The sequence below is a fragment of the Clostridiales bacterium genome, from assembly GCA_017569285.1.
In the GTDB taxonomy this organism is placed as follows: Bacteria; Bacillota; Clostridia; order Christensenellales; family Aristaeellaceae; genus Aristaeella.
Window position 1 is genome coordinate 1,320,656 of record CP069419.1, and the last position, 25,829, is coordinate 1,346,484.

Consider the following 25,829-nt stretch of genomic DNA (forward strand, 5'->3'; position numbering starts at 1 on the left):
CCCGTCCGGGAGAGCTCCTTGTGATATTCCGAGTTTTTACCGTTCCGCCTGCCAGGAATAAAACTCAATATTGCTGTCAAACACAAAGTACACATCCACCTGGCCGGAGAGGTTCAATTCTGCTGTAAATTCTGCGGGCTCCTCCGTACCGGCCGGAATCTCAATCTGACCGGCGACTTCCCCGTCCAGTGAACCGGAAGCGATATAGATCGTGCCGCCGGAAGCAGATGAAGCACAAACCTTCACCCGGGCCGCGCCTTCCCCGAAATCCACGCCGGACAGCGTCATCCATGCGCCGGGCTTGGTGGTAACCCACGTCTTCCAGTCCTTCACGGATACCTGGATTCCCGCCTGCCGCGCCATGGTCGCGGCATCGACCTCCCGGTACGGGTCAAAGGGCTTCAGCTGGCTGATTCCGCGCATCGTGCCGATCACACCCTTCATCGTCCCGTCCTCGTTCACGGTGATCCGGTCCGCCTGCGGGCTGCGGTAATTGCCGCTGATCTTCATGGCCTTTTCCACCGGCCGGTTGTGGTAGAACAGGTAGTATTCCCCGTTCAGGCAGGCGATGGAATGGTGGTTGTTGCCGTACATGCCGAAGAACTTGCCTTCGTTCGGGAACAGTTCCCCCACGTAGGTATACGGGCCCATCGGGTCGTCGGACATCATGTACTGGATCGCGCCGCTGCTCAGGCGCAGGGCGTTTCCGTCCGTCTGCCAGTTGGAGCAGTAGGAATAGATGTATTTCCCGTTGATCTTGTTGATGCCGGAATCCTCAAACAGGTACGGAACGTCCAGCGCCACCGGGTCGCAGTCCAGGCTCATCATGTCCTCCCCGAGGCGCACGATCCGCCCGGTACCGGGCCTTGCCTGCTTTCCGCTCGGCACGCCGCCGCCGAACGCCAGGTAGCCGGTGCCGTCGTCATCCACCATCACCGCCGGGTCAAACAGCCATGTCACATTGGCGCAGTTCGGCGTATTCCGGGTAATCAGCAGCTTGCCGAGTTCATCCCGCCAGGGGCCGGTCGGGCTGTCCGCAGTCAGGACGCCGATGCCGTTGCCGCCGTTGCAGAAGTACAGGAAGAACTTTTCCTGCCCGCCAATCGTCTTGTGGGCGGCGCACGGCGCCCAGGAATTGTTCGCGCCGCGGGCGATCCCGCCGGCGCCGGCCACGCGGATACGCCCATGATCCGTCCAGTTCACCATATCATCGGAGGAGATGCAGTTGATGCACCGGATCTGGCTGTAGGAATTCTCCTTCACATTTCCGGCGGTATCCCGCTCGATGATGTCGTCCGTCATAAAGACGTACAGCCGCCCGTCATATTCCATCACGCCGGGGTCCGCCCCGAACCGCTGGGTATAGAGGGGATTGTTCTCTCCTTTTTTCTTGTACGATACAATCAGCTTGATGTCCTTGCCTGCCATAATGTCCCGGACTCCTTCCATAAAGGCCGAACCCGGTGTCAGGATCACCAGCGCCGACACGACCGCCGCGATGCGGATGATCCAGGGTCTCCCGCGTCTGATCATGATGCATTCCTCCCGGTATCGGATATTTTTCCGGCGTCATTATAGCATAACCGGAAAAGCATTGCCACCGAGCCGGAATCTCCCGCCGCCAGATCAGGAAAAAACGGAGGGCATCTGCCCTCCGCTCCGCCGTTCAGGGGGATTTTTACCGGATCTTTTGGATATCGAACGCCGCGTTCCGGTACAGGTTCATCAGCGCTTCTTCCACCGTCGTCCGGTTGTCGGGATAGATCAGGTTCATCAGGGCTTTCTCCGCGCTGTAGAGCGTATCCAGCGCCTTGCGCCAGGTCACGATCCGCTTGCGGGCGTCCTTGTCCGCCGCCTTGTAGGCTTCGTTCACAGTGCCGTCCAGGGCAACCTGCCAGATCCGCTGTCCGCGGAGGAAAACTTCGTCGTAGTTGTACTGCTTTGCGCTGCGCAGCAGGTTCATCACGTCGCCCAGTGCAGGGGCTTCGCCGGCACCGTAGTGCTCGGTCACGTCGCTGTCGCTGCCGTTGAGTTCGCTGATAATGCGCTCACTCAGGCTGTATGCCGGACCGCTGACCATCTTCGCATAGCTGCCGGCCAGGCTGTCAGGCAGTTCCGCGGGCAGCGTATGGATGATGCAGCACATCTGCGTGCACTTCAGCCGCAGCAGCTCCGCGGCGGCTTCGTCGCCCAGCAGCGCCTGCTGCGCGTTCGCAAAGTCGAAGAACACCGCGCGCTCCTGGATCAATGCGGCCTTGCCTTCGTCGTCCGCTGCTTCATGGAAGATTTCATACAGCTTGTTGACTTCCTCGCGCCAGATATTCACAGCTTCCGTGGGATTTCCGGCCTTGCCGGCCGCTTCCGCGGCCTGCGCGGCAGCGGCATGTTCGCCGCAGGCGTGCAGGGTGTACCGGGCTTCGGTTCCGCCCAGGAGGTCCAGCCGGAGTTCACAGTTCACAGCCCCGCCGGATCCGCTTCCGTCCGCGGTGCTGCCGTCCGCAGCGCCGCCGTCCGTACTGCCGTCCTTGCCGGTCGGCGGGATGGGCGTGAAGTGGCTGCTGCCGCTGCCGGTGATACCGCCGGTAATGCTGCCGCCGGTGATCATGCCGGTCATCCCGCCGCCGGTGATGCTGCCGCCGGAGATACCGCCGCCGGTAATACTGCTGCCGGTCAGGCCGCCGCCGGTCATGATGCCGGTCACAATGTCGGGCCCTTTCTCTCCGGCCGGAACGATCACATAGTTGCTCTTCACCGGTGTGCCGGCAATGCCGCCGTTGAACTCATAACCGATGGTCGCGCTGTTCAGCACGTAGCCCTTGTCGATATCCCCCTGCGTAACGGTCCACGTAAAGGGGAAGGATTCCTCATTGCCGGGATCGATGGCTGTGATCGAGCCGATCGGCATGAAGCCGCCCAGGCTGTCCAGCACATATACGTTCTCCAGCGGGACCGCGCCTGTATTCTTCACCGTGATCACGAAGTCCACGGCTTCATTCAGTTCATAGTACAGGCCGTTTGCCGGAGCATGGGCTTCGGCCTTCACCGCCGCCGCGCCGACCTTCAGGCCGTAAATCGGTCCCTTCGGATCGCCGGCGTCGTCCTTCTTGGTTTCACCGCCGCCCTTCTTCAGTTCGCCGCCGTCCTTATCCTTCTCAGTAGTCAGGATGGTCTCCGACCACTCGCTGGTCGGCGCCTGTGCCATATTGCTGACCCAGGTATGGGCCGTACCCTTCAGGTCTTCGCCCGTCGCGCAGGCGTAATTGCTCACCGTGCCGGCAAGCACGTCATATTCCGAAACAAGGTGGCCCGGAAGCGCCACCGGCACGGAAGCGCCCGCTGCGATCTCGGGGAAGCTGCCCACAGTATTCCCCTGATCCGTCACGGTCACGTTCCGGATCGGTTCTTTGCTGTTGTTGGTCACGGTCAGCTTCCACTGGATTTCCTCCCCTTCGGTGAAGAAGGTGGAATTGGCCGGGGTGTTCGCCACGGATTTGGCCAGCACCAGGCCGGGATCGTTGATCACCGGCAGTGTCAGGGAATTGGAATATGCCGTCTTTACGTTTCCGCTTTCCGGATCAGTGAAGGTAATCTCAGCGGGTGGGTAGTAGAAAGAACCCTTTGCCACGTCTGCTTCGGTAACTTTTCCCCACATCCAGAACCACCACTCATTGGATTCGCCGGGCATAATCGTATATTCTATTTCAGAAGTAAAGCCGTCATATGGATCATGTGTGTTTGTCACTGTAATGGGTACTTTTCCGGTGTTGTATTCAGTAAGGATTATCCACCAAACTTCTCCCAGCCGGTAACCCGCCGGATCCGCAGATTCATAGCCCGGTTTAACCAACATCGTTATCGTCATATCGCTCTCGTCCGGAATCAGCCATTCCGCCGGTCCGGGCTTCCTGACTTTGTAGGTGCGCTCAACCGCATTGGATTCGCACAGCTTTTCGCCGGTATCCTTGTCATAACCGATATACCGGTATACCAGGGGCACGGTTCCCATCAGCTCTTCGGTTTCCGTGCCGGGGGCCACATGGCTTCCCAGGTCGGAAAGGGTGCACGGGCCGGAGAACCAGTCACCCGGAACCAGCGTGAATTTCAGTTCCTCATCCACGCCGTCGGCGGCCAGCTCCACGGTCAGCACAACATTGCCGGTATTCATGAGCGTGTGGTGGGACTGGACCTTACCGTCCGGTTCATAGATATCCTGATTCGGATCGTCATATTCATGGATCAGGGTCAGTTCCGGATGCGGTTCTTCCCCTTCCATGCCGTCCGGGTAGGTCAGCGGGATGCTGAATTCTGTTTCGCACCAAGGGAGTTCCACCCAATCATTACTGTTATCGTCCGGTGAGTTGTCATAGTATCCACGGCCAAATCCCCACGAATCTTTCAGAACTCCTGCGTCAGCTTCTTCCTGACTTACCCAGTACGGGATCTTCGAGAACGTGACGGACTGGCCGGGCTTCAAGTAGTCAGGGCCATCCTCCCCATAGTTAATGATCGGACCAGTAATCATTTCTCCGTTGACGAACGTACCAAAAACCTCATCCTCAGTAAGTGACAGCATTATGTCACAGTTGCCGGTATTGGTCAGAATATGATCCACATATACGATCGCACCGGCGTACCGTTTCCCCTCGCCGGCATCTTCCGCCCAGGAAGTGGAAGCGGTCAGCGACGGATGCAGTTCTTCCATGCCGTCCGGGTAGGTCAGCGGGATGCTGAAGTCTGCACTGTTGCAAACGACCATCTGCGTCTTCCAATAGTCATAATTTTCGTCGTGCTCCGTGCCGTCCCAATAGAATGCACGGTCACCGATTCCAAAATGATCTTTCAGGACTCCCGCATCCACTTCTTTCTCATATACCCCGTACGGGATATTCGAGAACGTAATGGACTGGCCGGGCATCAAATGGAAGGTACCGTCGCCTGCATCAGCGCCGCCCGAAACGCTGCTGATGCGTTCGACCTCATCCTGAGCAAGCCACAACCGGAGTTCACAATTGCCGGTATTGGTCAGTATACCGTCCACATATACGGTCGCCTCGTAGTATCGTTTCCCCTTACCGGCATCTTCCGCCCAGGAAACGGAAGCGGTTAGCGATGGATTCAGGTCGGGAACCGGATTGGTCGGCGGAATCTCCCGCTGCTCCATGTGGCTGGGATCAATCTCACAGACGCGTTCCTCCAGGCCGGTCTTTTCCGGAGTCGGCGCCTGCACCTGGTGCCATTCTCCCCAGACGTGGTCGCCGTAATCGCCGTAGCGGTATTCGGTCTCGCCGCAGCCGCTGCAGGTCCGGTACAGCATTTCCCGCTGGATGCAGCTGGCATGGACGGTTTTGTCGATCTTCCATTCACCCCAGTTATGCACATGCGCAGCCGGTGCCGGTTCCTGTCTCGGTGTCGGGGTTGGAGTCGGCGTTGGAGTGGGTGTTGGAGTTGGTGTTGGAGTTGGAGTGGGTGTTGGAGTTGGTGTTGGAGTCGGCGTCGGGGTGGGCGTCGGCGTCGGGGTGGGCGTCGGCGTCGGCGACGGCGACGGAGTCCACATCGGGATTGGTTCCCGCTTGATGTGGCTCTGGTCATTCTGGCAGGTATATGTCCGGATGCCCTCTTCCGTGTAGGAGGCGGGCTTCGTCACCACACCGTTGTCCCATTTGTGCCCGATAGGAGGGATATACTCTAATCCCTGCAGCGTCGCGCCGCAGCGGCTGCAGCGGGCGCCGGCATGCCACCCGCTTTCCTCGCAGGTCGGCTCCTTCGCATCCACGCTCAGGGGCGAATGCCCCAGGGCGCCGATCGGATCGTAGTCCGTAGTAGCCCCGCATAGGCTGCAGCGCATACAGGCGTAGCCGTCTTCCGTACAGGTGGGCTCGTGTTCTTCCCACACCCAGTTATGCCCGCCCGTTGCGCTGGCCGGGCAGTAGTCCGCGCCAACCGCCGTTGCCGTTGCGGCCGTTGGCGCCAGCGTCAGCAGCATGGCCAGGGCCATGATCAGTGCAAATAGCCTTTGTTTCTTCATTCGAACTCCTCCTTGTTCTGATGAATGATGGACAACGCACAATGTCTTCACTGTGATTGTAGCATGGAGGAATTCGGTTGACCCTGTCAGAAACAACAGTATTTATTGAATTCCCGGAACGGTAATTCCGCTGCGGACCGCCTGGACCGCCAGTTCGGTCCGGGATGACAGGCCGGTCTTGCTCATCAGGTTGCCCACGTGGTACCGGACCGTCGTGATGCTCAGGAAGAGCCGCTCGGCAATCTCCTTGTCGGTCAGCCCGTCAGCCAGCATGCGCAGCACGTCCAGCTCCCGCTCGGTAAACTCCGTACTCCGGGCGATGCCCAGCTGCATCACCGGCGGATGATCCGGCCAGATCCGCTCCCCGGCCATGGTCCGGTTCATGACTTCCAGCATGGGATGGGCCTGGACTTCCTTATACCAGAAGGAATCCACGCCGATCGCCCGGGCGCGGCGAAGGATGGCGGCGTCCGGCATGGACGTGACGACGATGATCTTGACCCTGGGATAGGATTTTCGGATCCGCTCCGCGGCGTCCAGCCCGTTGGAACCGTCGTTCATCACCACGTCCATCAGCACCAGGTCCACGTCTCCCCGGGCGCAGTAGGTATCCGCAACGGACGCTGTGTCGATCATGTCCACGATCTCATAGAGGTCCGTCGCGGCGATGATTGCCTGGAACAGCTGGCGGGGAACGACCTGGTCGTCAACGATCAATACTCTGTACGGCATGATGCACCTCCCCGGGCAGTTCAAGAGTCAGCCGGAATACGGGATCCACCGAGATGGACATCCTTCCGCCGGCCTGTTCAGCCAGGCCGCGCAGGGCGGCCAGCCCGCCCTTTTCCGATATCGGACCGGATGGCGGGATTCCGTTGTTCGTAAAGGAGATCCGCAGTCCGTTCTCCGTTTTTTCCGCATCCACGTCCAGGCGGTCGCCCCGGGCGTGGCGCAGGGTGTTGGTAAAGCATTCATGGAGCCCGGTGACCGCAATATGCTTCCAGGGTTCTGCCTGCGGCAGTTCCCCGGTCACCGAAATATGCACGCCCAGCTTTTCGGCCGTCTCCGCCAGCACTTCATATTCATCCCGGCGGACCGGATTGAACCCGGTCTTCAGGAAGGTGATGTTCCGGCGCAGCATGGCTTCGATTCCCTGCCGGTCCTCTTCCGTCCCGCTTTCCCGGAGATAGCGTTTCATGGTCAGCAGGTCTTCACCCATCTGGTCGTGCATCCGCACCCGGGCGTTCAGCAGTTCCTTCTCCGCGGTCAGTGCGACGATCTCCCGGTTGTAGGCGGTCAGCCGTTCGTTCAGCGCCGCGAGGGATTGCTGCATTTCCTGCAGGGACTGTGTTTTGCGGTAGGTTTCCGTAATCTCCGATACCAGCAGGCGGCGGACCGGCGTGCTGCGGAAGCTTTCGTCACTCACCGAGACGGACCAGACCGTCCCGTCCGCCAGCAGGATCACCGGCATATCCCCGGCCATGATCCGTTCGCATCCGTCCTGCAGGCTTCCGTCCCGCAGCTGCCGGCATACCCGTTCCCCGTTGATGGGCGCTTCCCCGGTCGCCGCCCGGCAGAACCGTTCCATGGTCCGGTTGGTCATGATCGTCTGGCCGCCGGGCAGCCAGATGCAGACCCCGGTGGGCAGGCTGTCCACCGCCTCCTTGACGGACATCGGGGTGATCCGGTTCCGGTCACGGCGGCGCACGGCCAGGATCAGTCCGGCCAGGCCCAGGACCGCCGCCGCGTACAGTCCGATGTGGACGGAAACGGGCCGGGAAAGGATCCAGCTGAGGGACGTCTCCGCCGCATTGAAGGACACCCCGTCCCAGGCGCTGAGAATGGCGATCTGGAACATCAGGTAGCATCCGGCGGTCAGCGCCAGCGCTGCGGCCAGGAGCAGGCCGCGCTTCTGGCGGTACAGCAGCGTGGAAACCACCACGGCGGTCATAAACAGCGGCAGCCAGGCGATGGCCGCCCAGGACCAGGAAAAAGAGGAGGCAATCATGGAAGCCCGACCCCCTTCCCATAGGCCAGCTGCAGGATCAGGTCCGTGCTCTCCCCGCTTACGGAAACCTCGCGGGAAAACCCGCCGTCGCTCCACGGGGCAAACTCCGGCATGGTATACCAGTCGTGCGTGCTCAGCATGACGCGGACGGACAGGCCCTCCGGGTCAGCGGTCGTATTCAGGACGATCATCAGGTCGGACAGGACGTTCACGAACGCTTCGATAATCCGCTGGATCTGCAGCAGGGCGTCCACCACCACGGGAGCCGGCAGGTCCCCGTGGGCGCCGGATACCGAGATCGCGTTGACGCCGCAGAGCTTCAGCGTCTCCGTCATCTCCAGCACGGCCATGGACAGCTCTTCCAGCGGGAGCGTTCCGTCCTTTTCCGCCAGCAGCTCCATATTGCTGCGGCGTTTGATATAGGTGCATCGCGGCACAATCTGCCGGAGGCGGGAATCAAAGGGAGGCTCCTTCTGCTCCAGCAGTTCGTGGATGCTGTCCAGCTGGGGCTGCACGGCATGCATGATATGCTCATAGATCCGGTTCCGGGTTTCCAGGGCGGATTTCTCTTCCTTCACCTTGGCCTCGTCCGCCAGGTACGCGTTGCGGGCCTCCAGCTGCTGGGCGGCGTCCCCGATGGCCTGGTTCAGTTCATGCAGCGGGGAAAGATCCACCGTCCACTCCACGGATCCCCCGGCGATCGGATGGTCCATTTGCTGCAGCCATGCGTTGCCGGAGGACGGCTCGGGATCCGGGCCGGAGGAAAAACGCACGGCGCCCTCCGTGTCCCGGATCACAGCGGAAAGGCCGGACAGCGGAAAAAGCTCCCCGTAAACGGTATTCGCGGGGATCAGCCCCACCTGGATACAGGCCTCCAGCGAACCGACCAGGCAGAACACCAGGACCTCGCCGATATTCCATATGCGCATGCCGAACAGGCGGGAATCGATTTTCAGGGAATACAGCAGGTAGTAGGCAATGCCCATGCCCAGCGGGACGAGCGGCAGCCAGCGGAGCCTGCGGTTTTCGATATGCCGGCCTTTCCGGAGCATGATGATGATGGCGGCGGCATAGGTCAGGAAAACGAGGGCATAGATCGGATCGGACAGGATTCCTTTCTTCTCTGAACCGTTGTCGATCATAACGCCGTCCGGAAAGGACCGGAACAGGAAATGAAGGTCGTTGGTCAGGATGATGAGCCCCGCCAGGAAACAGGCGGCGGGGATGAGGAAGACGCGGGCCGGAAGGCGTTCCTCCGGCGGCCGGTGCACGCTGACGGCCGTCAGGTAGCAGAAAGCCGGCGCCATGGTGAAGGGCAGGTAGAATGCGTACCAGAGGTACCTTCTCATGGGGATGCTTTCCGGAAAGAGGTTGTACTTGGCGGCCTGCAGTATCACGTACAGGACCAGGGAAAATACGATCGCCAGCAGGAAACGGCGCAGGCGGGTATCCGTGATCCGTTTCTGGATGGAAATGCCCCAGATCAGGGAAAACGCGGCGCAGTAGAGCTGGGTAAAACCATCGAAGAAGTCCACGTCATACAGCGCCATGTGCAGGACACCGCTCAAAAGGGCGCACAGGCAGATCAGGCAGAGATTCCTTTTCCCGATGCCCAGCATCTCCGGCGCCTCCTTTGCAGACTGCTCCCCGGTTCAGGATTTTTATGAAAGCATTTGTCTTCCGGGATTCTGCCTGTATTATACATCATCCGGCAGGTCTTGTCCCTATCAGAAATAACGGGGATTACAAAGGGGCTGCCTCAGATGAGACAGCCCCGGTTTTCGGTTCCGGAAACTCAGATGACGCCGCCTTCCACCACGAGGCTGTCCGCATCCGCGTTCTCGCCGTAGGTTTCCCGCAGGGTCGCTTCATAATCCGCGTGGAAGAAGTTCTCTTCGCCCAGCGCCTTGATTTCGTCGTTGACCCAGTTCAGCAGGGTTTCATTGCCCTTCGAAACGGCGGGGTTGATCGTGTCCAGGTCGCCCAGGGACTCAACGCCCACGGTGAATCCGGGATTCTCAATCGCCCAGGCCAGCACTTCGGTGTTGTCCGTGGACAGGGCGGCTCCGCGGCCGTCCAGCAGGGCCAGGTATGCTTCGGTGTAGCTGTCATACCGGTCGAGGATCACTTCGGGATAGTTGTTGGTGAAGTAGGTCTCCGCGGTGGTGCCCTTGGAAACGATCAGGTGCTGTCCGTTCAGCTGTTCCGCTTCGGTGATCAGCGCGCTGTCCGGGCTGACGATGCCCAGGGCGACCTTCATGTAGGGCAGGGCGAAATCGACCTGTTCGGCGCGTTCCGCGGTGTAGGTGAAGTTCGCCAGCACCAGGTCCACCTTGAAGGACTGCAGGTATTCAATGCGGTTCGGGGCATCCAGGGACACGATGTCGAGCTCCACGCCCAGGTCGGCGGCCAGCCGGCGGGCCAGGTAGACGTCATATCCCTGGTATTCGCCGTTCTCGTCCACATAACCGAAGGGCTTCTTGTCGGAGAAGAGGCCGACGGTGATCTTTCCGCTCTGCTTGATCTCATCCAGGGTGCGGAAGCCTTCCGCGGAAGCGGCCGTAGCGGCCAGCAGCAGGACCAGGGCCAGGGTCAGGGCAAATACTTTGTTCAGCAGTTTCATATCGGGTTACCTTCCTTTCGTTTATCCGTTTTTTTTTCTTTATTTCTCCGTCTGGATTGTTCCCTTTTCATGTGCATGCGCCGGAACATCGATCCCTCGCCGTTCGGGTGTGAATCATCCGCGTCATCCTTTCCGTTGGTTCTTTGCCTCCGGCACAGAAAAAGAGCCGGAACGATCATGTCCGGCTCCCGGAAAAGCGCCTGCTTCTGCGCGCGTCAGCCGCGCTCCGGATGAGACGGACTCATGGAACAGCACATCATACAGGGACACATGCACATCTTTTTCACGGTTCCGTCTCCTTCCTGATTCATTTCCTATCATTCCGATAGGTTAAGTGGATTATAATGCCGGCAGACTGCCTTGTCAATCCTCCGGATTGTTTTTTGGCTGTACTTCAGATTTTTTGAACGAATAGGTAAAGCTCTTCAGGAACTGCTGTGCACGCTCCGTCTCCGGCGCGTGGAAGAACTTTTCAGGAGGGCCCTGCTCCACAACGACGCCGTCCTCCAGGAACAGCACCTCGTCGGCCACGGCCTCGGCAAACCGCATCTCATGCGTCACAATCGCCATGGTCATGCCGCCCCGGGCCAGGTCAATCACCACATTCAGCACCTCGCTGACCATTTCCGGGTCCAGCGCGGCGGTAATCTCATCCAGCAGCAGGATTTCCGGATGCATCATCATGGCGCGCACCAGCGCCACGCGCTGCTTCTGCCCGCCGGACAGGGTGCGGGGATAGACGTCCGCCTTTTCCCGGAGCCCGACACGTGCGAGCATTTCCAGCGCTTCCTTCTCCGCCTCTTCCCGCGGCCTTCCCAACGCGCGGACCGGGCCCAGCAGCAGGTTGTCCATCACCTTCATATGGGGGAACAGGTCATAGCTCTGGAACACCATGCCGATCTTCTGGCGGACCAGGTGCAGGTCCTTCGTCCGGCCGGAGATTTTCTCCCCCCGCAGGAAGATTTCCCCGCTGTCAATGGTTTCCAGTCCGTTGATGCACCGCAGCAGCGTGCTCTTTCCGCATCCGCTCGGCCCGACGATCACCACGACCTCGCCTTCCCGGATGTCCAGGGAGACCCCGTGCAGCACACCGGTTTCGTCAAATGATTTATGAACGTCCTTCACCCGCAGAATCGGTTCATTCATCCGGTCTCACCTTCCCTTTCACGCCCATTTCTTTTCCAGCCGTTTAGCCAGCATGGAGATGGGCCAGCAAACCAGGAAATACATCACGAAAATCACAAAATAGATCCAGAACGCCGCGTCCGGCGACCGGTAAAACTGTCCGATAATCTGCTGCCCGACTTTCAGGACCTCGGTCACGTTGATCATCTTCACCAGCGCGGTCGTCTTGATGATGCGGGTGGACAGGTTGATCGCCTGCGGAAGCAGGCGCCGCAGCATCTGCGGAATCAGCACATGCCGATAGATCTGCCACTGGGTCAGGCCGATCGCGGCGGCGGATTCCGTCTGGTGCAGCGGGATGGAGGTCAGCGCGCCGCGGATCAGGTCGCCCATCTCCGCCGCTCCCCAGAAGGTGAACACCAGGATTCCGCTGGTTTCCCCGTCCAGGTCCCAGCCGAACAGCCGGGCAAACCCGAAATACACGATATACAGCAGCACCAGCTGAGGCATAAACCGGACGATCTCCAGCCATACGCGGCAGAAGACCTGCGCGACCTTCCGGCGGGAAAGCATCAGCAGGCCGAACAGCAGGCCCAGCGCGCAGGAAAGGCCGATGCTGACCAGCGCGATGCGCAGCGTGACCCACAGCCCGCCGAGGAGGCGCTGGAAGTTGATTCCCTTAAGCAGGATGGCGATTCCCGAATCCTGCATAGCGCAGCCTCCTTTCCACCAGCGTCGCGATCAGGGAAACCGGGAGCAGGAGCACCAGGTAGGCGGCCACCAGCATGAACAGCACCTCAATCGTGCGTCCGCCGCTGGTCCGCAGGGTATCCGCCACATTCATCAGGTCCATCATGGCGAGCACCGAGAACATGCTGGTTTCCTTGATCAGGAAAATGATATTGGCAAACAGCGCGGGCACGGCGGTGGCCAGCGCCTGCGGGAGAATCACAAAGCGGATATTCTGGGCCGCGGTCAGGCCGATACACTGCCCGGCTTCCGTCTGGGAGCGGTCCACCGCCTCCAGGCCGCTGCGGAACGCTTCCGCCATATAGGCGCCGCCCAGGAAGGTCAGGCCGATCACCGCGCAGGCCTGCGCGCTGAACCGGATACCGATCCGCGGCAGTCCCGCGTACAGGAAAAACAGCTGCACCAGCAGCGGAGTGTTCCGGGCGACTTCGATATACGCCCCCACAATCCGCCGCAGGACCGGAACGCGGAAATACTGCGCCAGGCAGCACAGCAGCCCCAGCACCATCGAGCAGGCCACCCCGTAAAGGCCGAACCGCAGGGTGACCCAGGCGCCGCCGATGTAATCCGGCACATGCGCGCCGATAAACAACCAGTCCACGCGATCCTTCCTTTCCGGCAAAATGCCCTTTATGGTTATCCATCATAATCATACCGATAGAAAAAGCAAATAGCCGGAATGCACTTTTTCTGTTTCCGGCCGCAAAAACAGGGGAGCGGAAACTCCGCTCCCCTGGATTTCATGGTTTTCCGTGAATCCGTGCGGCTTATGCCTGGGCCGGATCCTCGTAACGGACGCCGGCTTCGAACAGCTCTTCCACTTCTTTGGAGGGCTTCTTCGTCACCAGGGAAACCACCACCGCCACGACCAGGCCGGCCGCGAAACCGGGGATGATCTCGTACAGTCCGGTACCGGCGAGGAAAGCCAGCCAGGCGATATCCACCGCCGCACCGGCCACGATTCCGCTCAGCGCGCCGAAGAAGTTCAGCCGCTTCCAGAACAGGCTCAGCAGGATCACCGGGCCGAACGCGGCGCCGAACACGCCCCATGCGTTGGAAACCAGGCTCATGATCGTGCCGGATTCGGGGTTCGTTGCGATCACCAGCGCCACCACCGCGATGATCAGCACGACCATGCGGCCGGTCCAGAGCATCTCACGGTCGCTGGCCTTGTTGCCCCGCACGATGGGCTTGTACACGTCGCTGGAAAATGCGGATGCCGCGGCAAGCAGCTGGCTGTCCGCCGTGGACATGGAAGCCGCCAGGATCGCGGACAGCAGGATGCCGGAGATCACCGCCGGGAACATCTGCCGGACCATCGTGATGAACACGGTCTCATTCTTCACCATTTCCGCGTCATACGCCAGCATCTGGCGTCCGAAGATACCGACCAGCGCCGCGAAGATCAGGATCAGCGTGGTCCAGGAGATGCCGATGCCCGCGGACTTGCGGATATCCTTCTGGGACCGCACGGACAGGAAGCGGATGATGATATGGGGCATTCCGAAGTATCCGAGGCCCCAGCCCAGGCCGGAGGCAATATCCTGCCAGCTGGTGATGGGATTGTAGAAAGCCGGGGTTTCCGCAGCAATCGCCTCGGGGGTGATATTCATCAGGTTCAGGGCAAAGAGCGGAGCCAGCAGCAGGGCGCCCAGCATCAGCAGGCCCTGGAAGAAGTCCGTCCAGCACACGGCGGAGAAACCGCCCAGGAAGGTATAGCCGATGATGATCGCCGCCGCCAGGTACATGGCCACGGTGGTATCCAGCCCGATCACCTTGTTGAACAGCGTGCCCGCAGCCGAAATGGAAGACGCGGCATAGATGGTATAGGCGATCAGGAAGATCACCGCGCACACCACCTGCAGCGCGTAGGACTTGGACTTGAACCGGCGGGTCAGGTACTGGGGAATCGTGATCGCGTCATCCGATACGATGGAGAATGCCCGCAGGCGTTTCGCCTCAAACAGCCAGCTCAGCGCATAGCCGATTGCCAGACCCACGGCAATCCACACCTGGCCGAGGCCCTTGGCATAAATCGCGGTCGGCAGGCCCATCAGCACCCAGGCGCTCATGTCCGAGGCGCCCGCGGAAAGCGCGCTGACCCAGGGGCCCATCTTCCGGCCGCCCAGGAAGTATTCCTTCTCGCCGGCGCCCTTGCTGCGCAGGAAGAAGAACAGTCCGACACCGATCATAAATACCAGGTAAACGATAAATACGATCGCTTCTGTCCAGTTGGTCACGTTCATGGTATTTCTCCTCCACTCCGGCCTCTGCCGGAAATAATGCATACAGTATACTATATTTTTTCTTGGATAAAACCCGTTCCGGAAAAAGAAAACAACGTCTGTACAACCTTCCGTGCCTTATATATCGGCAGGTTTACGGGGCCGGGCGTCTTTGACACCGGAAACCGGCAATAGTATAATCTTTGCATATTCATCCGCAGGGGGCTTCAGCATGTTCACCAGTCAGGAAGTATTCCCGGGCATTTTCCATATCACCGACGCGATGGGCGTCAGCTTCACGCTGCTTGCAGGATCGGAGCGGGCGCTCCTCATCGATACCGGCTACGGGCTGGAGGACGCTGCCGCGTATGTGCGCACGCTCACTTCCCGTCCCGTGGACGTCCTCCTGACCCACGGCCATCATGACCATGCCCTCGGCGCGCGCTGGTTCCCGTCCGTACAGATGAGCGCAGAGGACCTGCCGGTATTCCGCCTCCGGACCGCGGATGCCCAGCGCGCCCGGGTGCTGGAACAGGCTGCCGCCAAAGGCCTCCGCGCGCCGGAGGATTTCATGGCCGCGCCCATCCCGGATCCGGAGCCGGTGGCCTGGGACCGCACGCTGGCCGGTTTCCCCTGCCGCCTTTACAATCCCGGCGGCCTGGAGGTGCTGGCCGTCCAGGTTCCCGGGCATACGCCGGGAAGCGTCATGGCGTTCGTTCCGAAGTACGGCCTGCTGCTGACCGGGGACGACTGGAATCCCTGCACCTGGATGTGGTTCCCGGAATCGCTGGGTGTGGTTACCTGGCGGAAAAACATGCGGGCCGTTCTTCCGGCAATCGAAAAAGAAACGGGAGCAGGCATCTCCCATGTGCTCTGCTCCCATCAGCCGGCCCCGCGCGAAGGCGCGGAGCTCCGGGAATATATGGACTATATGACGGATGAGCGGCTGGATTCCGCGCCCGCCGTGGATATGAACAGCCCGGTCCGCACCCGGCAGGTCACCTGTCCCGCCCGGGACTGGGTGCTGGTATTCGACGCCGCGAAATAACCGCTGGCCGGGTCAGTCGGCATCCCCCTCCAGGGTAAACCGGAGCCGGACCGGATTGTGGTCCGAGTGGACGAAGCCCTGGTCCAGCGTCTTGATTCCGTCCGGATGGACGTTGTCCGATACGATAAACCCGTCAATCATGTAAAACTGGAAACCGTCCGGATTCTCCCCCGCGTACGCGCGGTCCAGCGACCGGCAGGTCGGCACCGCCGGATCCATCAGCAGGGAGAAGCCGCCCATGAACGTGTCCGCGTCAATGATGCCGGGCTGCCACATGCCGCTGTAAACGGGATACGGGCTGTCCACATTGCTGAACAGCTGGTTGAAGTCACCGCCGGCAATCACGTAATTGCCCTTCCCATATTCGTCCCGCAGCAGTTCCAGCAGCTGCCGCGTCTGGGCTTCCTTGCCCTCGCCGCTGTCATAGGCTTCCAGGTGCAGGTTCACCAGCACCAGCTCCCGGTCCGTGCCTTCCACCGGAAAGCGGCTCACCAGCAGGCACCGCTTCAGATTGGCAATCCGCAGCGGCCAGGAGAACGGGCACGGCAGGGAAATCCGTTCCGCTTCCCGGGCCTCCGCGCGGCTGAGCGTCACCAGGCCGCTTTCCACGTGGCCGATCGGCGGCAGCGGATACGGGACAAACAGCGAGTTGAAGTTATACGCGAACGCTTCCGACCCGCCGGGAATCACGTCCCGCAGCGCTTCCCGCTCATCCGTGCGGTAGCTGCGGTCCGATCCGATGTCCACTTCCTGCAGTGCGATGATATCGGCATCCAGCCCCGCCAGCGTCTCCCGGATTCCGGCCAGGTTCTGCTGCACCCGGTCCCGGTCCGCCGTATAGACACCGGTTCCGCCGTCCATGAAGAAATCCGCGTTGTCGCCCAGCGCGCCGTATCCGATATTCCAGATCACCAGCGTCATGGGATCCCCCGCCTTCAGGACGGCGGGCACCGGGTGGTCCGCAGTCACGGTTTCCGTGGCCGCGGGGCGGTATTCCGTGATGGTCAGCACGCCCAGCGCCAGGGCAAGCACAATGACCAGCGCCAGGATGATCCCGCCGATGATTTTCAGGACTTTTTTCATATTCCGGTCCTCCTTTGGACAGGTTTTTTCAGTTGTTCAGGGTTTCTGCAATGATTATACCACGTCCGCGGCACTTTGTCCCGGCCGGCCGTTTTTCCGGCAGGCACTTCCGCGGCCTGTGTCGAATTATCTGGTTAGATCCATCGGGGAGGTGATCATATGGACCGTCCGGACGCCCTCGCGGCGTATATCCGGGAGCTGCGCAAGGAGCGGGACGCGTGGCTGTACCAGCATGCCTTGAACAAGGTCCGCGTCATCACCCGCAGCATGAAGCCCGATGAAAAGGAAGCCTACCTGCGCAGCTCCGCGTTCGGCAACACGCTGGCCGCGATCCGCCGCAGGGACAGCGTGGACCAGGCCCTGTCCCGGGGAGAGCTGCCCCTTTCCTGGCAGCGGGCGGAGTTTGACCGCCTCGCGCCGCTGATCCGCCAGGAGCTTTCCCGCGGGAATGACATCCGCCTGGGCTTCCTGCGCGCCGTATCCCAGAGCCGCGTGTCGCCGGAAAAGGCGCACCGGGCCCGGGACCTCATCATGAACAATGCCCCGGAGGAGTTCTTTGCCTCCCGGGCCGAAAAGCTGGCCAAAACCGCCGACCAGAAAACCGCCCGTTACCTGCAGACCGGGAACCTGGCCCGGATGTACGCCGTGCAGCTCTCCCGGGCGGAGCATATCATTCCCCGCCTGATGGACACGGTCTTTGCCCGGGGGCTGACCCTCCCGGTGATCAACCAGGCTTTCCATCCGGCCAGCCTCACCCGCTTCCTGCAGGATGAGCTGTTCCGGGAGTATCCGGAGCTCTCCGCATGCAAATCCGTTCCGTTCTCCCCCACGGGGGAAACCACCGGCAACCGGGTGCAGGCATGTGTGGAGGATGCGAAGAACGACCTGGTCAAGGCCCTTAAGAAACGGTTCACCGCCCCGCGCATGATCCGGCTGATGCGGACGAACCCGTCCCTGACCCGCCTGCAGCAGCAGGCGGATGAAGCCTTCGCGAAGGAGCGGAAGCTCCGCACGGCGCTGCTCCACGCGATCCCGGAGCACTACAGGGACCTGTATCCCATGGCCCGGAGCATGCACCGGAAGTTTATCCTGCACCTGGGCCCCACCAACTCCGGCAAAACCTATGAGGGCGTGGAGCGCCTGCGCTGGGCCCGGCGCGGGATTTACCTCGGGCCGCTGCGCCTGCTGGCCGCCGAACAGTTTGAAACGCTGAACATGCAGGACGTCCCCTGCTCCCTGGTCACCGGGGAGGAGCAGATCCGCGTGCCGGACAGCCGGGTCCAGTCCTCCACGGTGGAGATGGCGGACCTCGAAACGCATTATGATATCGCAGTCATCGACGAATGCCAGATGATCTCGGACCGCGACCGCGGCGGCGCGTGGACTGCGGCGGTCCTGGGCCTGTGCGCGGATGAAATCCACGCCTGCGCCTCGCCGGATGCCGAGGCGCTGTTGACCCGGATGATCCTCGAGTGCGGGGATGAGCTGTCCATTGTCCGCCATGAGCGGATGACCCCGCTGGAAGTGGAAAAGGAGGGCTTCCGGTTCCCGGAATCCGTCCGTCCCGGCGACGCGCTGATCGTCTTTTCCAAGGCGCGGGTGCACGCGGTCGCCGCGGAGCTGCGCGGCCGCGGATTCCGGGTATCCCTGATCTACGGTGCGCTGCCGCCGGATGTCCGCCGGAACCAGGCGGAGCGCTTCCACCAGGGCGAAACGGACGTGGTGGTCTCCACCGACGCCATCGCCATGGGCATGAACCTGCCGATCCAGCGGGTCGTCTTCCTGGAATCCGAAAAATATGACGGGGATACCACCCGGACCCTGACGGACGCGGAGATCAAGCAGATTGCCGGCCGCGCGGGGCGCTACGGGATTTACGATATCGGCTATGTCAACGCCTTCGGCTTCCGGAGCATGATCGCGCAGGGGCTGGCCCGCCCGCTGATGCCCCTGACGGAAGCGGTCATCCGCTTCCCGGAATCCCTGCTGGGACTCCCGCTGACGTTGACGGAAACCATCAACCAGTGGCTGAACATGCAGGACAAGGAATGCTTCTCCAAGGCCTCCGCCACGCGGATGGCCCTGCTGGCCTCCATGATGGAGACCCGCCACACGGACAAGCAGCTGCTCTACCGGTTCCTGTGCATCCCGTTCGATGAGACGGATCCGGACCTGCTGCAGCGCTGGAAGCTGATGTACCAGGCGGAAACCCGCCGCGAACATATCGACGTCCTGCCGGAGATGCCGCCGATCCGCGAGCCGGAAAGCTGCACCGTCCAGATGCTGGATATGCTGGAGGCGGATTACCGCCGCTGTGACCTGTATTACAACTATGTCCGGCTGTTCCTGGACCGGCCGGACCGGCTGCTCGACGAAATCCAGCGCCGGAAGGACCTGATTTCCGGGGGAATCGTCCATATCCTGTCCACGCAGCGGCTGCAGCAAAAAACATGCCGCGCCTGCAAGCGTCAGCTGCCGTGGAACTGGCCGTACCGGCTCTGCGACAGCTGCTACAGGAAGCAGCATGCTTTTCGTGGAAAAAGGCGGTATCACGGTTGGGAGGATGACCGCCCGTTATGGGACAATGAATAAGATGATTATGCGGCCTTGACCTTCACCTTGTGGTGAACGGGGGCGATATTCCGGATCTGCTCGTCATCGGCGTCGATCGCGTGCTCCGTCTTGACCCAGTGCAGCTGGTCACGCCAGCGCAGCAGGCCGACCACCTGGTTGAACACGCCCACGATGGAGCTGGCGGCAAACCCGCCGACCATCACCGGGAGCGTCCGGAGGCTGAACCGGATATTGTTGTCCTTCCGGTCGGCATAATAGAACAGGAACATATAGCTGTAAACAAACAGCCCCAGTCCGAAGAGCGTCGTATCCAGTGAAAAAGTGAACATCGGTTCTCCCGGGGACATCAGCGCCAGCGCGATGCTGACCACCAGCTGGACCGCCGCGGCGATGTACGTGGTAATGCTGTACATATACGTCAGCAGGCTCAGGAATTCCCCGACGCTGATCCTGCCCGTCAGCACCGAAGCGAACAGCTTTCCGGTGTTGCTCAGGGCCACAAACCAGTGTCCCTGGCCCCAGCGGATCTTCTGTCGGATGGATGCCCGCATGGAGGTGGGCTTTTCGTCATACACGCGCGTGTTGTGGTTCCAGAGGATCCGCCGGCCTTCCAGCGTCGCCTCCACCTGGATCTCGAAGTCTTCCGTCAGGGAGCGCGTGGTCCAGCCGCCCCGTTCATGCAGGTAGGCGGTCGACATGGCGAAGCCCGTTCCGCCGATCGCGCAGTTCAGCCCCAGCCGGTGCTTGGCCAGGTCGAAGAAGCGGTTGGTCAGCGTGTAGCCGGTGTAGTAGAACCAGGCCACAATGCCCTTCTTGTTCTTCGCGCCCAGGTAGCACTGGATGAAGTCCGGCTTGTCCTTGTCCAGGTACTGGCTGTTCACCTCGCGGAACATGTTGGTGTCAATCAGGTTGTCCGCGTCAAAAATCATCATCAGGTCATACCGGCTGCGGTAATCCCCGATCGCTTCCAGCGCCTTGCGCAGGGCGATCGGCTTTCCGGTCGGCGCGTCCGGGCTTTCCTTCCGCGTCTCAATCACGTTCGCGCCCAGCTCCCGCACGACGTCCGCCGTCCGGTCCGTGCAGTTGTCCGCGATGATGTAAAAGTCATACAGTTCCTTCGGATAATCCATCTCCTGCAGGTTCTGCACAATATCCCGGATGACCTTTTCTTCGTTATGGGCCGGCACGAGCACCAGGAACCGGGATTCCGGATCATGGTCCTCATAGTCCTTGGTTCTCTTTCCGAATCCGAAAAATCCCAGAATCAGCTGGTAGATCATCATCCCGGCCAGGTACAGGCCCGTGAATCCGCCAATGATCTGCAGGATCGTTTTCAATACAGACACTGTGGTTCCTCCTCCACTCACGGAGCACCCGCTCCGTCCCATCCAAAAAACACAACGGAGGTATTAAACACCACATGCTTTTTTTTGTCAAGGTTGGTGCCCGTTCGGCAATTGTTTTTTCCTTATTTGTACGGTATACTTGCGTATGTGCGTTCTGCACCGGAAGAAAGGACATCTGTATGAGACTGATTCGGGAAATCCGCCATATCCCCGCCCGCACCGGGCACCAGAAGCTGATCATCCTCCGCCCCGCCAGGCAGGATGGGCCGGTTCCGGGCATCCTCTGGATCCACGGCGGCGGATACATGACCGGCATGGCCGCCATGGTCTACGGCTCCTGCGGCCGGATGCTCGCGCGGAAGTACGGCGCCGTGGTGGTTTCACCCGGATACCGCCTGGCCTGGAAAAAACCCTACCCGGCCGCGCTGGAGGACTGCTATACCGCCCTGGAATACATGGCGGACCATGCGGAGGAGCTGGGCATCCGGCGGGACCAGCTGATCGTCGGCGGCGAAAGCGCCGGCGGCGGGCTGGCGGCCGCCGTCTGCCTTTACGCGCGGGACAAAGGCCGGATTCCCGTCGCATACCAGATCCCGCTGTATCCGATGCTGGACTGCTTTGATACCCCGTCCTCCCGGGACAACCACGGCCGCAACTGGAATACCCGGCGCAACCACTGGGGCTGGAAGCATTATCTGGGAGACCTGTACGGCTCCCCGTCGGTGCCGAAATACGCTTCCCCTTCCCGGGAGACCGACTATACCGGGCTTCCCCCGGCCTATACCTATGTGCTGGACGGGGAACCGTTCCTGGATGAAACCCGGACCTATATCCGGAACCTGCAGGAAGCCGGCGTGGACGCGGCGGTCGACGTGTATCACGGCGATTTCCACGGGTTTGACGTCTTCTTCTGGACCCGGAACGCGAAGACCGCCAAGCGGAAGCTGTGCGAGCATTACGCGGCCCGTTTTGCCGCCCCGTCCCAAACGCCAAAGAAACCCGCGCCGCGTTGACAACCCGCGGCGGTTTTCATAAAATAAGTGTTGATGATTTTCGGTTTTGTCCGGTGAAATGATAGGAGATTTTCGAATGCGGAAAACCCTGCTCTCCCTGCTGCTCACAGTCCTGCTCCTGCTTCCCGCCGCAGTCCTGGGGGAAGAAATGCGCGGGTACGTCAAAGGCGAGGGATACCAGTATGTGAATCTCGGTGAGTATCCGTACGAGGCGGACGGGACCGTCCGCCCGGTGCTCTGGCGCATCCTGGGCATCGGGGACGGGACAGCCCTGCTGCATATGGAAAACGTGATCGACGTGAAGCAGGTCATCTTCGAAACAGACCCGAAAGTCATTGAAAAGCATTCTTTCCGCCGGATCAGCACCTACGCCGAAAGCGACCTGTTCCCCTGGATCAATTCCGAAATGCTGGACACCCTGATGGGCGGCGATCCCCTGCGCGAAGCGCTGGTTTCCGATCCGGAGCTCGGTACGCTTCGTCCCTTGACGCGGGATGAGTGCCTCGATCCGGCCTACGGTTTCTCCCGCAATCCCTGGGGCGAAGAGATCAACGCCCACCCGGAGCGGCAGGCGGTCAGCACGCCGTATGCCCGTTCAAAAGGCCTGTATGTAGAGAGTGCCAACGGAAAAAGCCCCTGGTGGTGCATCGCCATCAAAAACCCGACCGATTTCAAGTTCGGCCTGGTCGGCTTTAACGGCCATATCAGCTGGGGCGCCTATACCAATACCAAGGTGGCCGGCCTGCGGCTGGCCGTCCGGCTGGACCTGAACCGGGTCCGGATTGTCGGCGGAGCCGGCACCCGGAACGATCCCTGGATCCTGGCCTGTACGGATGCCGGGCCCGCGGTTACCCCGGCCCCGGAAGCGCCGGCGGATGCGCCGGTCCCGGATGAATCCGTCCCGGAATCCCCGCTCCCGGCGGAGCCCGCAGAAACCCCGGTCCCGGAACCCGCGTCCGAAGGCACGGCGCTCCTGTCCTTCATCGGGGACTGTTCCATCGGCGACGGATACCGGACCATCAAGTCCGAAAACTCCTACCATTCCGTGGTGGACCGGGAAGGTTATGCCTGGCCGTTTTCGCTGGTGAAGGAATACCTGGCATCCGATGACCTGACGATTGCCAACCTGGAAGTGGTGCTGACGGAGCAGAACAAGCACAAGGACATCATGTACCCCCTGCGGGCCGCGCCGGATCATGTGAATATCCTGCTGGAAGGCAGCATCGAGGTCGTCAACACGGTCAACAACCACTGCATGGATTACCTGCGCCAGGGATACCTCGACAGCCTGGCCGTCCTCGATGAGGCGGGAATCGCGCGTTTCGGCTCCGTCTCCTACGGTATGGCCAACGGCTTTGACGACCTGCTCGTCCGGGATGTCAACGGCATCCGTTTCGGCTTTGTCGGAATGACCTACCCCCAGAGCGGCGATACCCCGAACCTGATCAAGCGCATCCGGAAGCTGAAGGAAGAGAACGGCTGCGATATCGTCATCGTCAGCCTGCACTGGGGGCGGGAAACCTACCTCACCCAGTCCGCCGGGCAGGTCACCATGGCCAAACAGCTCATCGACGGCGGGGCGGACGTGATCTACGGCCACCATCCCCACGTCCTGCAGCCCATGCTCTTCTACCAGGGAAAACCGATCATGTTCTCCACCGGGAATTTCACCTTCGGCACCATGTCGAAAGTGGATCCGCACACCGGCATCTTCCGGTTCACTTACCGGAAATCCGGGGACGGCGCGGTCCTGTCCGGGATCGAGGTCGTTCCCTGCCAGACGTCCGGCAGCGGGGATTACCGTCCCGTTGTGCTGACCGATGAAACGGAGATCCGGAAGACCTTCAAAATCCTGACCGTAAGGAATGTCCCGGCCAAATGTGAGAATCCCCCGGAATATTTTCTCGAGACCGGACGTATTATGTTTGATGAGAATGGTATGATCATACCGGAAATTTAAGGAGCCGCCATGAAGAACGTACTGAAAGCCCTTGTGATCCTCCTGCTGCTGTTCTGCTTCCTGTTCCTGGTCCCCTCCGCCACCCATGTGGGCTGGGCGGAAATCATTGATATCCCCATGGATGCGGAAACAAAGCTGGCCAAAGTCCCGGATGCGATCCCGGTCCCGCAGGAAAGCGGCCGGATTTCAGATACGGAATATTCCGATCCTTCCATCTCCGTCACCTTCGAAACCGGGCGGATGTATGACACCAATTATATGCTTGCCCGGGTGAAAATCGCGAACGCCACCCAGATCCGTTCCATGATGTCCGGAAGCTACGGCAATTCATCGGAAGTCCGGTGCGACCGGCTGGCCAAACGGGCCAACGCGGTCCTGGCCATCAACGGCGACTATTTCACCAAGCGCCGCAACACCGGCATCACCATCCGGCAGGGGCGCGCGTGGTACGTACCGAGGAGCGACCGGAACCTGTCCTACAACGGAAGCATCCAGTTCGACGTCCTGCTGATTGACAAAGCCGGTGACCTGCATATCCTCAAGTCGGCCGTCATGGCGGACCTGGAGGCGTACGAGCCGCTGGCGGAAAACATCGTCAACTCCTTCACCTTCGGCCCCGCCCTGGTGATCGACGGGGTCCGGCAGAGCGATTTCCCGAACACCAATAACGGCCCGACCAAGAACACCCAGCGGATGGCCATCTGCCAGACCGGCCCGCTGGAATACATGTGCATCTGCTGCGAAGGGCCGGACGATCCCGGCTCCACCGGCATGACGCTGGAGCAGTTTGCGGACCTGGTTTCCTCCCAGGAAGGCGTCCAGCAGGCTTACAACCTCGACGGCGGCGCTTCCTCCAGCATGCTGTTCCTCGGCGAGAAGGTCAACTGCCCGAACCGCAGCGCCCGGCGGGAGATCGTGGACATCCTGTACTTTGCCTCCGCCTATATCCCGGATGCGCCGGCTGAAACCGCGGAACCCGCGGCCGAATAATCCGCCGGCCCCTTTGGAAAGGAGATGCTTTCCCCTTGGAACAGATGCCCCTGTGGACAATCCCGGTCGGGGATACGGAACTCTCCGTCATGCCCTATGCGGTCTGTGTGGTCGCCGCAATTGCCTGCGGCCTCCTGCTGCTGGGCTGGACGGCCCGCGGAAAGCTGAAAAACGGGACCGTCAGTACGCTCGCCGTCCTGATGCTGCCTCTCGGGCTGGTATTTGCCAAGCTGTTCCATGTCGCGGGCGACTGGTACTGGTATGAGGCGGCCGGGCTGGACAGCATCCTCCGCCTCTGGGAAGGCGGTTACGGCCTGTGGGGCGCTGTCCTGGGCTGCGCGATCGCGGTGGTCCTGACCTCCCGGATCGCGAAGGAACCGTGCTCCGTCCTGTTTGATGCCTGCGCCGCTCCGGCCGCGCTCGTCATTGCGGTATGCCGCTTCGCCGAGTATCCGTTCACCGGGCAGGGAATCGGCATGGGCGTGGATTCCGATTCCGTATTCTGCCGTTTCCCCTTCGCGGTGTTCAATGAGTGGGAGGAAGGATACTGGGCCATCTTCATGCTGGAAGGCCTGATCGCGCTCATCATCCTGGTACTCCTGTTGGTTTCCCGGCGTTCCGGCGGCGGAAAGGCCCGGATGTTCCTGATCCTGTATTCCGCGACGCAGATTGTCTGTGAAAGCCTGCGCCGGGACCAGTACCTGGTCTGGTCCTTTGTCCGGGTTTCCCAGCTGACGGCCGCGCTGGTGCTGGCCGGCCTGATTGCCGCGGCGCTGGTCCGCCGGCACGGCCCGGACCGGAAGGACTGGGTTTATCTCATTCTTTTCCTGCTCGGCATCGGGATCGTCATCGGCATGGAATTCGCCAAGGACAAACTGCCCGCCCTTCCGATCTGGAGCTGCTATGCCATCATGGCCGCGGCAAGCGCCATGATGGGGGTTGTCACCTGGCGCCTGGTTTTCCGGAAACCGGCAGCGCAGCTGTAAATCGTGAAGGAATTGTTACAAATTCGTTGCACTTTTGTTGACTTATTCCCCGGCTTATCGTATAATGGGCAGG

18 protein-coding genes are annotated in these 25,829 nt (G+C 61.0%); 6 read left to right on the forward strand and 12 right to left on the reverse strand.

Annotated features, from left to right (window positions below; genetic code table 11):
* Window positions 1-36: 36 nt before the first annotated feature.
* The 10 genes from JNO48_05725 to JNO48_05770 form a co-directional block, all read right to left on the reverse strand.
* Entirely contained in the window at window positions 37-1,533 is a 1,497-nt protein-coding gene (locus tag JNO48_05725) for a family 43 glycosylhydrolase (GenBank protein ID QTE69397.1), read from the reverse strand.
* 145 nt (window positions 1,534-1,678) lie between these two features.
* The gene (locus JNO48_05730; GenBank protein QTE69398.1) at window positions 1,679-6,025 is read right to left on the reverse strand and encodes a hypothetical protein; all 4,347 of its coding nucleotides are present in this window, start codon (window positions 6,023-6,025) and stop codon (window positions 1,679-1,681) included.
* A gap of 102 nt (window positions 6,026-6,127) precedes the next feature.
* Window positions 6,128-6,757, reverse strand: coding sequence for a response regulator transcription factor (locus tag JNO48_05735; protein QTE69399.1), 630 nt, complete (start codon window positions 6,755-6,757; stop codon window positions 6,128-6,130).
* Window positions 6,732-8,033, reverse strand: coding sequence for a hypothetical protein (locus JNO48_05740; GenBank protein ID QTE69400.1), 1,302 nt, complete (start codon window positions 8,031-8,033; stop codon window positions 6,732-6,734). Before JNO48_05740 ends, JNO48_05735 begins: the two co-directional genes overlap by 26 nt.
* Window positions 8,030-9,652, reverse strand: coding sequence for a hypothetical protein (locus tag JNO48_05745; GenBank protein ID QTE69401.1), 1,623 nt, complete (start codon window positions 9,650-9,652; stop codon window positions 8,030-8,032). Before JNO48_05745 ends, JNO48_05740 begins: the two co-directional genes overlap by 4 nt.
* Window positions 9,653-9,828: 176 nt before the next feature.
* A complete protein-coding gene (locus JNO48_05750) occupies window positions 9,829-10,656 on the reverse strand; it encodes a cysteine ABC transporter substrate-binding protein (protein ID QTE69402.1) in 828 nt (275 codons plus the stop codon).
* 363 nt (window positions 10,657-11,019) lie between these two features.
* Window positions 11,020-11,790, reverse strand: coding sequence for an amino acid ABC transporter ATP-binding protein (locus JNO48_05755; protein QTE69689.1), 771 nt, complete (start codon window positions 11,788-11,790; stop codon window positions 11,020-11,022).
* Between the two features lie 30 nt (window positions 11,791-11,820).
* Entirely contained in the window at window positions 11,821-12,492 is a 672-nt protein-coding gene (locus tag JNO48_05760; GenBank protein QTE69403.1) for an amino acid ABC transporter permease, read from the reverse strand.
* Window positions 12,461-13,132, reverse strand: a complete 672-nt coding sequence (locus JNO48_05765) for an amino acid ABC transporter permease (GenBank protein QTE69404.1) — start codon at window positions 13,130-13,132, stop codon at window positions 12,461-12,463. Before JNO48_05765 ends, JNO48_05760 begins: the two co-directional genes overlap by 32 nt.
* A gap of 166 nt (window positions 13,133-13,298) precedes the next feature.
* Complete coding sequence (locus JNO48_05770) at window positions 13,299-14,777, reverse strand: sodium/proline symporter (protein ID QTE69405.1); 1,479 nt, start codon at window positions 14,775-14,777, stop codon at window positions 13,299-13,301.
* A 211-nt stretch (window positions 14,778-14,988) separates the two neighbouring features.
* Here JNO48_05770 and JNO48_05775 point away from each other — a divergent pair, with 211 nt between their 5' ends.
* Entirely contained in the window at window positions 14,989-15,804 is an 816-nt protein-coding gene (locus JNO48_05775; protein ID QTE69406.1) for an MBL fold metallo-hydrolase, read from the forward strand.
* A gap of 12 nt (window positions 15,805-15,816) precedes the next feature.
* Here the strand turns inward: JNO48_05775 and JNO48_05780 are convergent, their stop codons facing one another.
* Window positions 15,817-16,887, reverse strand: a complete 1,071-nt coding sequence (locus JNO48_05780; GenBank protein ID QTE69407.1) for an endonuclease — start codon at window positions 16,885-16,887, stop codon at window positions 15,817-15,819.
* A gap of 159 nt (window positions 16,888-17,046) precedes the next feature.
* On the opposite strand from JNO48_05780, the gene JNO48_05785 reads away from it, so the two are divergent.
* Window positions 17,047-19,479 (forward strand): hypothetical protein, encoded by a 2,433-nt coding sequence (locus tag JNO48_05785; GenBank protein QTE69408.1) that lies wholly within the window; start codon window positions 17,047-17,049, stop codon window positions 19,477-19,479.
* 5 nt (window positions 19,480-19,484) lie between these two features.
* On the opposite strand, the gene JNO48_05790 is transcribed toward JNO48_05785, so the two are convergent.
* Complete coding sequence (locus JNO48_05790) at window positions 19,485-20,807, reverse strand: glycosyltransferase family 2 protein (protein QTE69409.1); 1,323 nt, start codon at window positions 20,805-20,807, stop codon at window positions 19,485-19,487.
* Between the two features lie 179 nt (window positions 20,808-20,986).
* On the opposite strand from JNO48_05790, the gene JNO48_05795 reads away from it, so the two are divergent.
* From JNO48_05795 to JNO48_05810, 4 genes are all read left to right on the forward strand, one after another.
* Window positions 20,987-21,820, forward strand: a complete 834-nt coding sequence (locus JNO48_05795) for an alpha/beta hydrolase (GenBank protein QTE69410.1) — start codon at window positions 20,987-20,989, stop codon at window positions 21,818-21,820.
* Window positions 21,821-21,896: 76 nt separating this feature from the next.
* Complete coding sequence (locus JNO48_05800; protein QTE69411.1) at window positions 21,897-23,780, forward strand: CapA family protein; 1,884 nt, start codon at window positions 21,897-21,899, stop codon at window positions 23,778-23,780.
* Between the two features lie 9 nt (window positions 23,781-23,789).
* Window positions 23,790-24,770, forward strand: a complete 981-nt coding sequence (locus JNO48_05805) for a phosphodiester glycosidase family protein (protein QTE69412.1) — start codon at window positions 23,790-23,792, stop codon at window positions 24,768-24,770.
* A gap of 35 nt (window positions 24,771-24,805) precedes the next feature.
* A complete protein-coding gene (locus JNO48_05810) occupies window positions 24,806-25,756 on the forward strand; it encodes a prolipoprotein diacylglyceryl transferase (protein QTE69413.1) in 951 nt (316 codons plus the stop codon).
* The last annotated feature ends 73 nt before the right edge of the window (window positions 25,757-25,829 follow it).